At 73.4% G+C, this 10,757-nt stretch carries 11 protein-coding genes and 1 pseudogene; 7 read left to right on the forward strand and 5 right to left on the reverse strand.

Annotated elements, in window-relative coordinates:
• Both KBX37_RS35365 and KBX37_RS35370 read right to left on the reverse strand, forming a co-directional pair.
• Positions 1-412, reverse strand: a 412-nt coding sequence (locus tag KBX37_RS35365; protein ID WP_307849288.1) for a DUF4397 domain-containing protein, incomplete at its 3' end; no start/stop codon positions are given.
• An 82-nt stretch (positions 413-494) separates the two neighbouring features.
• A pseudogene (locus KBX37_RS35370) lies at positions 495-722 on the reverse strand (hypothetical protein); the annotation flags it as partial.
• Between the two features lie 143 nt (positions 723-865).
• Here KBX37_RS35370 and KBX37_RS31635 point away from each other — a divergent pair.
• Both KBX37_RS31635 and KBX37_RS31640 read left to right on the forward strand, forming a co-directional pair.
• On the forward strand, positions 866-1,354 hold the full coding sequence (locus KBX37_RS31635) for a GNAT family N-acetyltransferase (protein ID WP_210779513.1): 489 nt from the start codon (positions 866-868) through the stop codon (positions 1,352-1,354).
• 10 nt (positions 1,355-1,364) lie between these two features.
• A complete protein-coding gene (locus KBX37_RS31640) occupies positions 1,365-1,913 on the forward strand; it encodes a GNAT family N-acetyltransferase (RefSeq protein ID WP_210779514.1) in 549 nt (182 codons plus the stop codon).
• A 121-nt stretch (positions 1,914-2,034) separates the two neighbouring features.
• On the opposite strand, the gene KBX37_RS31645 is transcribed toward KBX37_RS31640, so the two are convergent.
• Positions 2,035-2,721 carry an NADPH-dependent F420 reductase gene (locus KBX37_RS31645; RefSeq protein WP_210779515.1) on the reverse strand — a complete coding sequence of 229 codons (687 nt, stop codon included), beginning with the start codon at positions 2,719-2,721 and terminating at the stop codon, positions 2,035-2,037.
• A gap of 235 nt (positions 2,722-2,956) precedes the next feature.
• Between KBX37_RS31645 and KBX37_RS31650 the strand changes: the two genes are divergently transcribed.
• Positions 2,957-3,760 carry an SGNH/GDSL hydrolase family protein gene (locus KBX37_RS31650; RefSeq protein ID WP_210779516.1) on the forward strand — a complete coding sequence of 268 codons (804 nt, stop codon included), beginning with the start codon at positions 2,957-2,959 and terminating at the stop codon, positions 3,758-3,760.
• A 133-nt stretch (positions 3,761-3,893) separates the two neighbouring features.
• Here the strand turns inward: KBX37_RS31650 and KBX37_RS31655 are convergent, their stop codons facing one another.
• Positions 3,894-4,382 (reverse strand): glutathione peroxidase, encoded by a 489-nt coding sequence (locus KBX37_RS31655; RefSeq protein ID WP_210779517.1) that lies wholly within the window; start codon positions 4,380-4,382, stop codon positions 3,894-3,896.
• A 143-nt stretch (positions 4,383-4,525) separates the two neighbouring features.
• On the opposite strand from KBX37_RS31655, the gene KBX37_RS31660 reads away from it, so the two are divergent.
• Positions 4,526-6,151, forward strand: coding sequence for a glycosyl hydrolase family 18 protein (locus KBX37_RS31660; protein WP_210779518.1), 1,626 nt, complete (start codon positions 4,526-4,528; stop codon positions 6,149-6,151).
• 68 nt (positions 6,152-6,219) lie between these two features.
• Here the strand turns inward: KBX37_RS31660 and KBX37_RS31665 are convergent, their stop codons facing one another.
• Positions 6,220-7,194, reverse strand: a complete 975-nt coding sequence (locus KBX37_RS31665; RefSeq protein WP_210779519.1) for a helix-turn-helix domain-containing protein — start codon at positions 7,192-7,194, stop codon at positions 6,220-6,222.
• A gap of 331 nt (positions 7,195-7,525) precedes the next feature.
• Here KBX37_RS31665 and KBX37_RS31670 point away from each other — a divergent pair, with 331 nt between their 5' ends.
• The 3 genes from KBX37_RS31670 to KBX37_RS31680 all read left to right on the forward strand — a co-directional run bounded on the left by KBX37_RS31670 (position 7,526) and on the right by KBX37_RS31680 (position 10,505).
• Positions 7,526-8,008: a hypothetical protein gene (locus tag KBX37_RS31670; protein WP_210779520.1), complete on the forward strand. Its 483-nt coding sequence runs from the start codon at positions 7,526-7,528 to the stop codon at positions 8,006-8,008.
• Positions 8,009-8,077: 69 nt separating this feature from the next.
• Positions 8,078-9,484, forward strand: coding sequence for a class II 3-deoxy-7-phosphoheptulonate synthase (locus KBX37_RS31675; RefSeq protein ID WP_154943912.1), 1,407 nt, complete (start codon positions 8,078-8,080; stop codon positions 9,482-9,484).
• The gene (locus tag KBX37_RS31680; protein WP_210779521.1) at positions 9,477-10,505 is read left to right on the forward strand and encodes a low specificity L-threonine aldolase; all 1,029 of its coding nucleotides are present in this window, start codon (positions 9,477-9,479) and stop codon (positions 10,503-10,505) included. Before KBX37_RS31675 ends, KBX37_RS31680 begins: the two co-directional genes overlap by 8 nt.
• The last annotated feature ends 252 nt before the right edge of the window (positions 10,506-10,757 follow it).

Below are 10,757 nucleotides of genomic sequence, written 5' to 3' on the forward strand. Positions count from 1 at the left end.
CCGGGGTGACCGCCCCGCCCCGAGCGTCCTCGCGCAGTTCGGCGGCGAGTCCACCGCGCCGGCCGTCCAGCACCAGCAGCGAGTAGACCCGGCCGCCGCTCAGGGTGACCTCGGCGTCCGTGGTCGGGCCGTTGTCCCCGCCCAGCCGCAGCCGCCAGCGTCCCGGCTCGACCTCGCGGTAGTCGGTGGTGGTGGCGAAGCGGACCGCGTCGGCGATGGCCGGCCCGTCGGTCGCCGCGACGTCGATGACCGGCGCCAGGACCGACGCCTGCACGACGCGGAGCTTGGCCTGCCCGGGGGCCGGGGCGCTGAGGTCGTCGGCGAGCACCCGCAGGCCGAGGTCGGCGTGCCGGCCCACCCCGGCGACCGTGTACGCCGCGCCGGCCTCGACGGCCACCTCGGTGGTGAGCACCGGTGGTTGGCTGGCCGGGGCGCCCGCCCATCGCCACCGCGTACCGGCCGGCGGGCAGGGTCAGGTACTCGGAGACCACGCCGTAGCCGACGGCGGGGAAGACCCGGGGCTCGGCCGCGCCCGGCGCGGAGAGATGGACGTCCACGGCGGGCGTGTCGGGGGAGAGGTGCGCGAGGCGCACGTACCCGACGTCCGGTCCGGCGGCGGCGGCCGCCCGGGCGGGCGGGGCGGCGGCGGCCAGCGCCGCGCCGAGCAGCAGCGCCCCGGTGGCGGCGACGAGCCGGCGGGGCAGGTTACGGAGCGTGTGCATGTCGCCTCCGGGGCGTCAGGGGACCGGTCGTAGAGTCTCGCGGGCGGGACTTCGACGCAACCACGGGCGGGCGTAGCGCCGCGTGTCCGATCGACGGGGATCGGCCGCCGGGCCGGGCCGGCACGGTGCGGTACCGTCCGGTCATGATCAAGGTGCGGCGGGCCGGACCCGGGGACGCGGCGGAGATCGTCCGGCTGCGCGGGGTGATGCTGGCGTCGATGGAGGGGGCGGAGCCGCCGCCCGGGCCGTGGCAGCCGGCCGCCCGGGAGGTGCTGCGCGAACGGCTCGCCGACCCGGCGGAGCTGATGGCCGTGTTCGTGGTGGACGCTCCCGACCGGCCCGGCGTGCTCGCCGCCTGTGCGACCGGCACCATCGACCGCCGCCTGGGCGGGCCGGGCAACCCCAGCGGTCTGACCGGGTACGTCTTCAACGTCGTCACCGACGCGGAGTACCGGCGGCGCGGCTACTCCCGGGCCTGTCTGACCGGGCTGCTGGACTGGTACCGGGACCGGGGCGTACGCAAGATCGACCTGCGGGCGTCGGTGGCGGGCGAGCCGCTCTACCGCTCACTCGGCTTCCGGGACACCCCGGGTCCCACCCTGCGCCTGAACCTGCCCGCCCCGCCGTCCTGAGGAGTCCCCCGTGTTCGCCCTGCCGTTGACCGCGAACGCCGAGCTGCGACCGCTGTCGCCCTGGCACGCCGAGGAGTTCCTCGCCCACCTGGACCGGGCCCGGGAGCATATCTCGCCCTGGGTGGGCGCGTCCTTCGTGGCCACCGACCTCGAGTCGGCCCGTACCGTGCTGCGCCGCTACGCCGACCTGTGGGCGCGCGACGCCGGCGGCATCTGGGGCATCTGGGCCGACGGGGTCCTGGTCGGTGGCGTGATGTTCGTGTCGTTCGACGCCGCGCTCGGCGTCTGCGAGGCGGGCTGCTGGCTGGAGCCGGCTGCCGAGGGCCGGGGACTGGTCACCCGCGCGGTCGGCCGGATCGTCGACTGGGCGGTCGGCGAGCGGGGCATCCGGCGGGTGGAGTGGCGTACCAACGCCGACAACGCGCGCAGCATCGCCGTGGCCCGGCGGCTGGGCATGCGGCGCGACGGCACGCTGCGGCAGCTCTACCCGGGGCCGGCCGGGCGGATCGACATCGAGGTCTGGTCGGTGCTCGCCGACGAGTGGCGCTCCCCGGCCTGACCGGGCTCCCCGGCGTCGGCGCGCTCCCCGGCCCCGGCCCCGGGCAGACGGGCGAGCCGGAGTGGTGCGCCGGCGGTGCCGGACCGGAGTCCGGCACCGCCGACGGGTGCCGCGTCCACGATCAGCTGTCGGCGTAGCGGCGGGCGGCGGCCAGCGCGGCCCGGACCTGCTCCGCGTTCCTCGCGGCGGGCCGCTCCCAGTCGGCCGGGTCGGCCGAGTAGAGGCCGGCGTACGCTGCGGTGTCCCGCTGGAACCGCCAACCCTCGGCCAGCGGCCCGACGTCGACGGTGTCGTACCCGAGCGAGTCGAGGAACGCGGTCACCACGGCCTTGGCGCCGGCGTCGTCGCCGGCGATCGGGAGCGCGCTGCGGTCGGCGGCCCCGGCCGGGCGGGCCAGGGCGTGCAGGTGCGCGAAGTAGATGTTGTTGAAGGCCTTGACCACGCTGGACTTCGGCAGGTGCGCCTGGAGCAGCTCACTGGTGGTGGTCGACTCGTCGTCCAGCTCCGGGAAGTGCCCGTCCCGCTCCGGGTAGTAGTTGTTGGTGTCGATGACCGTTCTGCCGGCCAGCGGCGCGGCGGGCACCTCGCGGTAGGCCCGCAGCGGAATGGTGACCACGACCAGGTCCCCCGCCGCGGCGGCCTCGGCCGGCGTGCCCGCCCGGGCCCGCGGGCCCAGCTCCGCCACCAGGTCCTTCAGCGTCTCCGGTCCGCGCGAGTTGCTGAGCACCACGTCGTGACCGGCGGCCACCGCCAGCCGGGCCACGGTGCCACCGATGTTGCCGCTGCCGATCAGTCCCACAGTTGTCATGTCCGTTGCCAACTCCGGTGTGGACGTCGGCATTCCCTACCGCCGTGCTTGGTTATTCGGCCGGCGCGCACGGATCGTCCCGTGGAGGAATCCTTCATCATCGATCGCATCACTGGCAATGGTTTGTATCGCTAAGGATCTATCTTCACCTGCCGCGCAATCGGTGATCTTCCGACCCGCACCGATCAATTGATATCTATCTCACACCACCACTTCCCACCCCCAGGAGTGCGACGTGCGGAGATCCCGTTTCGTGACCCTCGCCCTGAGCCTCGCCGCGTCCCTCGGCGTCACGCTCGGCATCGCGGTGCCCGCCCAGGCATCCCCCAGCGACCAGTACGTCGCCCTCGGCGACTCGTACGCCTCCGGCGTCGGCGCCGGGAACTACACCGCCGAGAGCGGTTCCTGTCAGCGCAGCACCAGCGCGTACCCGGCGCTGTACAACACCAACATCAGGCCCGCCTCGTACCGCTCGGTGGCCTGCTCCGGGGCAACCACCACCAGCGTGACCAACACCCAGCTCGCCGCGCTCTCGGCGAGCACCACGCTGGTCAGCATCACGGTCGGCGGCAACGACGTCGGCTTCTCCAGCATCATGACCACCTGCGTGCTCTACGGCGAGACGCAGTGCGTGGCGGCGGTGCAGGCCGCTGAGGACAAGGCCCGCGCGCAGCTGGCCGGGCTGCTGGCAGGCGTCTACAACGGCATCAAGAGCCGGGCCCCGTCCGCCCGGGTGGTGGTCGTCGGCTACCCGGTCTTCTACCAGCTCGGCACGTTCTGCGTCGGGCTCAGCGCCACCTCCCGCGCGAAGATCAACGAAGGCATCAACCTGGTCGACGACATCACCCGCAGCGCCGCGGCCGCCGCCGGCTTCACCTTCGCCGACGTCCGGTCGATCTTCGTCGGGCACCAGCTGTGCAGCTACGGGGAGAAGTGGCTGCACGCGTTGAACTACGCCAACATCGGCATCTCGTACCACCCGACGGCGGCCGGCCAGTCCGGTGGCTACTACCCGGTGTTCCGCTCGGCGGCCGGCTGACCCGCCACCGCCGCCCCCGGCCGCGCCGCGCCGCCCACCGGCCAGTGGGCGGCGCGGTCGCGGCCGCGTCCGGTATGGACGACGCCGCGCCCCGGCCCGCGCCGGCCGGGCGACCGGGCGACCGGGCGGCGGCTCAGGCCGGCAGGACCTTCTCGATGCCGGCGCGCAGCTCGGCGGAGTCCGGGGTGACGGTCGGGGCGAACCGGGCCGCGACCGTGCCGTCCGGCGCGACGAGGAACTTCTCGAAGTTCCACCGCACGTCCCCGGTGTGCCCCTCGGCGTCGGGGGTGCCGACCAGTTCCGCGTAGAGCGGGTGCCGCGCCGGGCCGTTGACGTCGGCCTTCTCGGTCAGCGGGAAGGTGACCCCGTAGTTGACCTGGCAGAAGTCGTCGATCTCGTCGGCCGTGCCCGGCTCCTGCCCGGCGAACTGGTTGCACGGCACCCCGAGCACCACCAGGCCCCGGTCGGCGTAGGTGGTGTAGAGCTCCTGAAGGCCGGCGTACTGCGGGGTGAGGCCGCAGCGGGAGGCCACGTTCACCACCAGCAGCGCCCGGCCCCGGTACGCGGCCAGGTCGGCCGGGCCGCCGGCCAGGGCGTCGATCTCGATGTCGAAGACGGTCATGTCGTGAGGCTACGCGTCCCGGCTGACGCGCCGCGGCAATCCACGGGGAAATCGATAAATGCACATCTTGACGAAGTGATGACGGCGTGAGTAGCGTCTCCCCATCTTCTGGAAAGTTTCCTAACTGTTGGAGGAGGTGCCACATGAACAGATCGCTCCGCCGCGCCCTCTGGGCCGGCGCCGTGGTCGCGCTGACCGTCGCCGCGGTGCCGGTGACCTCGGCGTTCGGCGCCGGGAGCGTGACCGCGACATTCGCCAAGGCGCAGGACTGGGGGACCGGCCACGAGGGCCGGGTGACCGTCGCCAACGGCTCCAGCGCCAGCGTCGACACCTGGCGCATCGAGTTCGACCTGCCGTCGGGCACCACCATCAGCAGCTTCTGGGACGCCGACGTCACCAGCAGCGGCAACCACTACGTCGCGGTCAAGAAGAGCTGGGCCGGCCCGCTCGCCCCCGGCGCCAGCTTCAGCTGGGGCTACAACGGCACCGGGTCGTACAAGGCGCCGCTGAACTGCACCGTCAACGGGGCGCCGTGCGGCGGCGGCACCCCGACCACCTCGCCGACCGCCTCGCCGACGGTCTCGCCGACCGCGTCGCCCACCGCGTCGCCCACCGCCTCGCCGACGGTGTCGCCGACCACGCCCCCGCCAAGCGGGGGCAAGAAGGTCGTCGGCTACTTCGCCGAGTGGGGGGTCTACGGCCGCAACTACCACGTCAAGAACATTCACACCAGCGGGTCCGCGGCCAAGCTGACCCACATCCTGTACGCCTTCGGCAACACCACCGGCGGGCGCTGCACCATCGGTGACAGCTACGCCGACTACGACAAGGCGTACACCGCAGCCGACAGTGTGGACGGTGTCGCGGACACCTGGGACCAGCCGCTGCGCGGCAGCTTCAACCAGCTGCGCAAGCTCAAGAAGATGTACCCGCACCTGAAGGTGATCTGGTCCTTCGGCGGGTGGACCTGGTCGGGTGGCTTCACCCAGGCCGCGCAGAACCCCGCCGGCTTCGCCGACAGCTGCTACAACCTGGTCGAGGACCCGCGCTGGGCCGACGTCTTCGACGGCATCGACGTCGACTGGGAGTACCCCAACGCCTGCGGCCTGCAGTGCGACAGCAGCGGACCGAACGCCTTCAAGAACGTGGTCGGCGCCCTGCGGTCGAAGTTCGGCTCCAGCGCGCTGGTCACCGCCGCCATCACCGCCGACGGCAGCACCGGCGGCAAGATCGACGCCACCGACTACGCCGGCGCGGCGTCGTCGCTGAACTGGATCATGCCGATGACGTACGACTACTTCGGCGCCTTCAACCCGCAGGGCCCCACCGCCCCGCACTCGCCGCTCACCTCGTACACCGGCATCCCGCAGCAGGGCTTCAACTCCGACGCCGCGATCCAGAAGCTCAAGGCCAAGGGCATCCCGGCCAGCAAGCTGCTGCTCGGCATCGGCTTCTACGGCCGGGGCTGGACCGGGGTCACCCAGACCGCCCCGGGCGGCACCGCCACCGGCCCCGCCCCGGGCACCTACGAGCAGGGCATCGATGACTACAAGGTCCTCAAGAACACCTGCCCGGCCACCAGCACCATCGCCGGCACGGCGTACGCCAAGTGCGGCAGCAACTGGTGGAGCTACGACACCCCGTCCACCATCGGCGGCAAGATGACCTACGCCAAGAACCAGGGCCTCGGTGGCGCCTTCTTCTGGGAGCTCTCCGGTGACACCGGCAACGGCGAGCTGATCGGCGCCATCAAGGGCGGTCTCGGCTGAGCCGAGCGCCGACGCACCACCCACACGGCGGGGAGGGACACCCACGGTCCCTCCCCGCCCGCGTGCGCTCACCGTCGGGCGGCCCGCTCCCGGTGCTCGCGCGGCGACATGCCGTACCGGGCGCGGAACGCCCGGCTGAAGTGGGCCCGGTCGCGGAACCCGCAGCGCACGGCCACCTCGTGCACGGCCAGGCCGCCCAGCCGGGGATCGGCCAGGTCGCGCCGGCAGCGCTCCAGACGGCGGGCGCGGATCAGGCCGGCCACCGTGGTGCCGGTGCCCTCGAAGAGCCGGTGCAGCGACCGCAGCGACAGGTGGTGCGCCGCGGCCACCGCGGCCGGGGTCAGCTCCGGGTCGGCCAGGTGCCGCTGCACGAACGCCTCGATCCGGGTACGCAGCCCGGTGACCCGGACGTCCAGCGGCAGGGCGAGTTCGTCGTCGAGCCGGCCGGCCAGGGTGCCGGCGATCAGCGCCAGGGCGACCTGGTCGAGGTGGGCGGCGTCGGTCGGCGCGTACTGCTCGGGGTGGTCGGCGACCTGGCGCAAAAAGCGGGCCAGCAGCAGTCCCATCCCGCTGCCGGCGGGCAGCTCGGCGGCGAGCAGCTCCTCGATCCGGTGCGCCGGGAGCGGCAGCGCCGCGTGGGGCAACAGCGCGGTCAGCGTACGCACCGGGCCGGCCGCCGTCCCGTCGGCCCGGTGCGACGACCCGTGCGGGCGGACGGTGTCGACGAGATTGAAGCCGGACGGGGCGAGCGGCGCCTGCCGCCGCTGCTGCGACACCGCGCCGTGCCCGGAGAGCGGCAGGGCGAGCTGGTACAGCTCCGGATCCGTGCTGCGGATCATCTGGCGCGTCCGGTGCAGCTCCAGCGACGGGTACCGCCACACCCCGAGCCGGACCACGCCCAGGTCGACCACCCGCGCGGAGGCGGTGAAGTCGGCGGCGTGGTCACTGCTGATCCGGGCCGGCGCCGACTCCCGGGCGACCAGGTCCTGCCAGAAGTCGAACCGCTCGGCCGGTGGCAGCCACCCGGTGTCGACCGACGCCACGGAAAGGATGGGCGGTCACCTCCTGCTACGGCGACGCGCCCGGGCGCGTCGACCACCGCAGACTAGCCAGCCTCCGTCGGGTGCGCGCGGCGACGGTGCCCCGGCAGGCGCTCCGGCCCCAGCCGCAACTCCCGGCGCACCGGCGGCCGGCCGTGCCGCCGCCGACCCGGCCGGTGATCGGGGCCCGCCGTCGGGTATCCGTCACCCCTTATCGGTCGTGCGGGTGTCGGCTGGAGAGCGGCGGGGCCATGACGGCGTGCCATGCAGGTCGGTCGATGTGACAGACTCGCCGCTCGGCATCTCTCGATGTCCGCACGCGAGGGGAGGACCCATGCGCCCGAGGCACCGCGCCGCCGGCGTCGCCGCGCTGGCACTGCTGCCGCTGTCCCTGCTCGGCTGCGGGATCGGCGGTGACGACGACGCGGGCGACGGCCCCGCGATCGGGCGCGCCCCCGCCGAGGAGGCGGCCACCAAGTCCCGCGAGCGGGTGCAGGCCTACCTCGACGCGATGGCCGCCAAGGACGTCGCGGCCGGCCGCAGCCAGCTCTGCGCGCCGATGCAGCAGGCCTTCGACGCGGCGGCCACCGGCCCGAACGGGGACTTCGCCGACCATTTCGAGGTGCCCAAGGCGGCCATCACCGACGTGCGCTCCGGCCCGCGCGGGCAGGAGGTCAGCGCCTCGGTGACCGTTTCGGTCGGCGCCCGGGACGCGCCCCGGTCGCTGCTGTTCACGGTCACCCGCAGTGGCGCGGACTGGTGCATCTCCGGCGAGGCGCCCGGCGGGCACACCCCGGAGCCGTCGGTCAACCCCTGACCCTCCCATCTGCCGGAACCGTCCCCCTCGACGGCCGGTCACCCCGACCGTCGCCGTACGCTTTCCCTCATGCGCCATGAGTGGCATCAGCTGAGCTACCCCGCCGTGAGCAGCCCCGGGCTGCAGACCAGCCGACCCACCGTCGACTCCGCCGAGGACGCGGCCCTCGGCCTGGACCGCTGGCGGGACCTGCCCCGGGCACAGACCCCGCCCTGGCCCGACCCGGCGCAGGTGGCCGAGGTCTGCAAGGTGCTCGACGTCGTACCGTCGGTGGTCGCGCCCTACGAGGTCGACCAGCTCCGGCAGCGCCTCGCGCTGGTCTGCGAGGGCAAGGCGTTCCTCCTCCAGGGCGGCGACTGCGCCGAGACCTTCGCCGACAACACCGAGAGCCACCTGCTGGCCAACGCCCGCACCCTGCTCCAGATGGCGATCGTGCTGACCTACGGCGCCTCGCTGCCGGTGGTCAAGGTCGCCCGGGTCGCCGGCCAGTACACCAAGCCCCGGTCCCTGCCGACCGACGCCCGTGGGTTGCCCGCGTACCGCGGCGACATGATCAACGCGCTGGAGGCCACGCCCGAGGCGCGGATCGCCGACCCGCAGCGCATGATCCGGGCGTACGCGAACTCGGCCGCCGCGATGAACATGCTCCGCGCGTACCTGGCCGGCGGGCTGGCCGACCTGCACGCCGTGCACGACTGGAACAAGGGCTTCGTCAAGAACTCGCCGGCCGGCGAGCGCTACGAGGCGATCGCCCGGGAGATCGACCGGGCGCTGGCCTTCATCCGCGCCTGCGGGATGACCGAGGACGAGGCGCTGCGTACCGTCACCCTCTACTGCTCCCACGAGGCCCTGGCCCTGGAGTACGACCGGGCGCTCACCCGGGTCTCCGACCGCCGGGCGTACGGGCTGTCCGGGCACTTCCTCTGGATCGGCGAGCGGACCCGGCAGCTCGACGGGGCGCACATCGACTTCATCTCCCGGATCGCCAACCCGATCGGCGTCAAGCTCGGCCCGACCACCACGCCGGACGAGGCCATCGAGCTCTGCGAGAAGCTCAACCCGGACAACGTCCCCGGCCGGCTCACCCTGATCAGCCGGATGGGCAACCACAAGGTCCGCGACGCGCTGCCGCCGATCGTGGCCAAGGTGACCGCCGCCGGCGCCAAGGTCGTCTGGCAGTGCGACCCGATGCACGGCAACACCCACGAGTCGTCCAACGGCTACAAGACCCGACACTTCGACCGGATCGTCGACGAGGTGCTCGGCTACTTCGAGGTGCACCGCGGCCTGGAGACCCACCCGGGCGGCCTGCACGTGGAGCTGACCGGCGAGGACGTCACCGAGTGCCTCGGCGGCGCCCAGGGCATCGAGGACCTCGACCTGCCCGATCGGTACGAGACCGCCTGCGACCCGCGACTGAACACCCAGCAGTCGCTGGAGCTGGCCTTCCTGGTGGCGGAGATGCTGCGTGGCTGAGTTCATCGATCTGCGGTCCGACACGGTGACCCGGCCCACCGCCGGGATGCGGGAGGCGATGGCCACCGCCGAGGTCGGCGACGACGTCTACGGCGAGGACCCGACGGTCGCCGCGCTGGAGGCCGAGGTCGCCGCGCTCTTCGGGCACGAGGCGGCGCTGTTCGCCCCGACCGGCTCGATGGCCAACCAGATCGCCCTCCAGCTCGTCGTACCCCCCGGTGACGAGCTGCTCTGCGACGCCGACGCACACGTCGTCACGTACGAGATCGGCGCCGCCGCCGCGTACGGCGGGATCTCCTCACGGACCTGGCCGGCGGTCGGCGCGGACATCGACCCGGACATGGTCGCCGGCATGGTCCGGCCCGACGGCTACTTCGCGGTGCCCACCCGGGCGATCGCCGTCGAGCAGACCCACAACCGGGGCGGCGGCGGGGTGATCCCGCTGACCACGCTGCGCGAGCTGCGCCGGGTCGCCGACGACCACGGGCTGGCGCTGCACTGCGACGGGGCCCGGATCTGGCACGCGCACGTCGCCGACGGGGTGCCGCTGGCCGAGTACGGCAGGCTCTTCGACACGCTGTCGGTCTGCCTGTCCAAGGGCCTCGGCGCCCCGATCGGCTCGCTGGTGCTCGGCAGCGCCGAGAAGATCGACCGGGCCCGGTTCATCCGCAAGCGGATGGGCGGCGGCATGCGGCAGGTCGGCGTCCTCGCCGCCGCCGGCCGGTACGCGCTGGCCCACCACGTCACCCGGCTCGCCGAGGACCACGCCAAGGCCGCCCGGCTGGCCGAGGCGGTCGCCCCGTTCGGGGTTCTCGCCGCGCCGGTCCGGACCAACCTGGTCCCGCTGGACCTGACCAAGCACCCGCTGGACGCGAAGGCCCTGGCCGCCGCCGCCCGTGCCGAGGGCCTGCTGGTCTCGGTGCTCGGCCCGCGCACCGCCCGCCTGGTCACCCACATGGACGTCGACGACGCCGGGATCGACCGCGCGGTGGAGATCCTCACCCGCCTGCTGCGCGTCTGACCCGCCTGGCGCCCCCGAGCCCCGCCCCCACCCGGCCCGAGCCCCGCCCCCACCCGGCCCGGGCCTCGGCCGCGCCCGGGCCCGCTTCGGCCTCGTTGATCAAGAGGTTTGCGTCAGGATCCGGCGGTGGTTTCTAGGCTTCAGTGCAACTGATCTTGGTTGGGCTGGGGGTGCTGGTGGCGAGGCCGGGTGTGTTGACGTTCGGGCATCGGCAGGTGTTGGAGCATTTGTGGGCTTCGGGTCGGACGATCT

This window comes from Micromonospora sp. U56 (assembly GCF_018070095.1).
Lineage (GTDB): Bacteria > Actinomycetota > Actinomycetes > Mycobacteriales > Micromonosporaceae > Micromonospora > Micromonospora purpureochromogenes.